General features: G+C 45.1%; 1 protein-coding gene. It reads left to right on the top strand.

From position 1 onward, the window contains the following. The coding region (locus tag WG954_RS21620; protein ID WP_340439202.1) for a YDG domain-containing protein at positions 1-264 on the top strand (264 nt) is incomplete at both ends.

The following is a 264-nucleotide window of genomic DNA, read 5'->3' as shown; positions in this document are numbered from 1 at the left end:
GATGAGACACCAACGGTGAGCAGTGACCTGGTGAGTGGTGATGCGATCAATGCACAGCCAACACAGGTGTATGATAATAAGAATGTGGGCAATGCACATGTAATGACACCATCCGGCTTAACGATCAAGGATGGCAGCAATGCAGACATGACTGGCAACTATAACATCAGTTATGTAACAGTGAGCACTGGTGTGATTACACAGAAACCGATTACAGTTACAGCCGTAACAGATAGTAAGGTGTATGATGGAACAACCACATCA

This window comes from Lacibacter sp. H375 (genome assembly GCF_037892425.1).
In the GTDB taxonomy this organism is placed as follows: domain Bacteria; phylum Bacteroidota; class Bacteroidia; order Chitinophagales; family Chitinophagaceae; genus Lacibacter.
Note: the sequence above shows the minus strand (reverse complement) of the source record. Positions and strands in the feature narration are given on the sequence as shown.